Genomic DNA, 266 nt, shown 5'->3' on the forward strand with positions numbered 1-266 from the left:
CGAGGGGCCAATGCTCATTACGCGACCTTTCGAACCGTTGTCTCGGCAAATGCCGCGCGATCGTCGTCCTGGCTAATCTTCACCGTCACCGGACCCACAAGGCGATCACCAACGATTCCATCGGCGCGGCTCGCATGTTCTACGAGTACCACGCTCGAATAGTCCGTGAGCTGCAGCGACTCAAACACTGCACACCAGGCAGCCGTTCGGTTGCTGGCTTCGAGAAGCGCCTCCGGTGCACTCAGCACCACAACATCCAGGCTGAC

General features: G+C 59.8%; 1 protein-coding gene. It reads right to left on the reverse strand.

Going from position 1 to position 266, the window contains the following annotated elements; genetic code table 11:
• Positions 1-17: 17 nt before the first annotated feature.
• Positions 18-266 (reverse strand): hypothetical protein (locus tag ABQX22_RS26755; protein WP_349802865.1); only part of this gene is annotated, 249 nt, incomplete at its 5' end.

It is taken from the genome of Xanthomonas sp. WHRI 1810A (assembly GCF_040202885.1).
Classification (GTDB): Bacteria; Pseudomonadota; Gammaproteobacteria; order Pseudomonadales; family Pseudomonadaceae; genus Aquipseudomonas.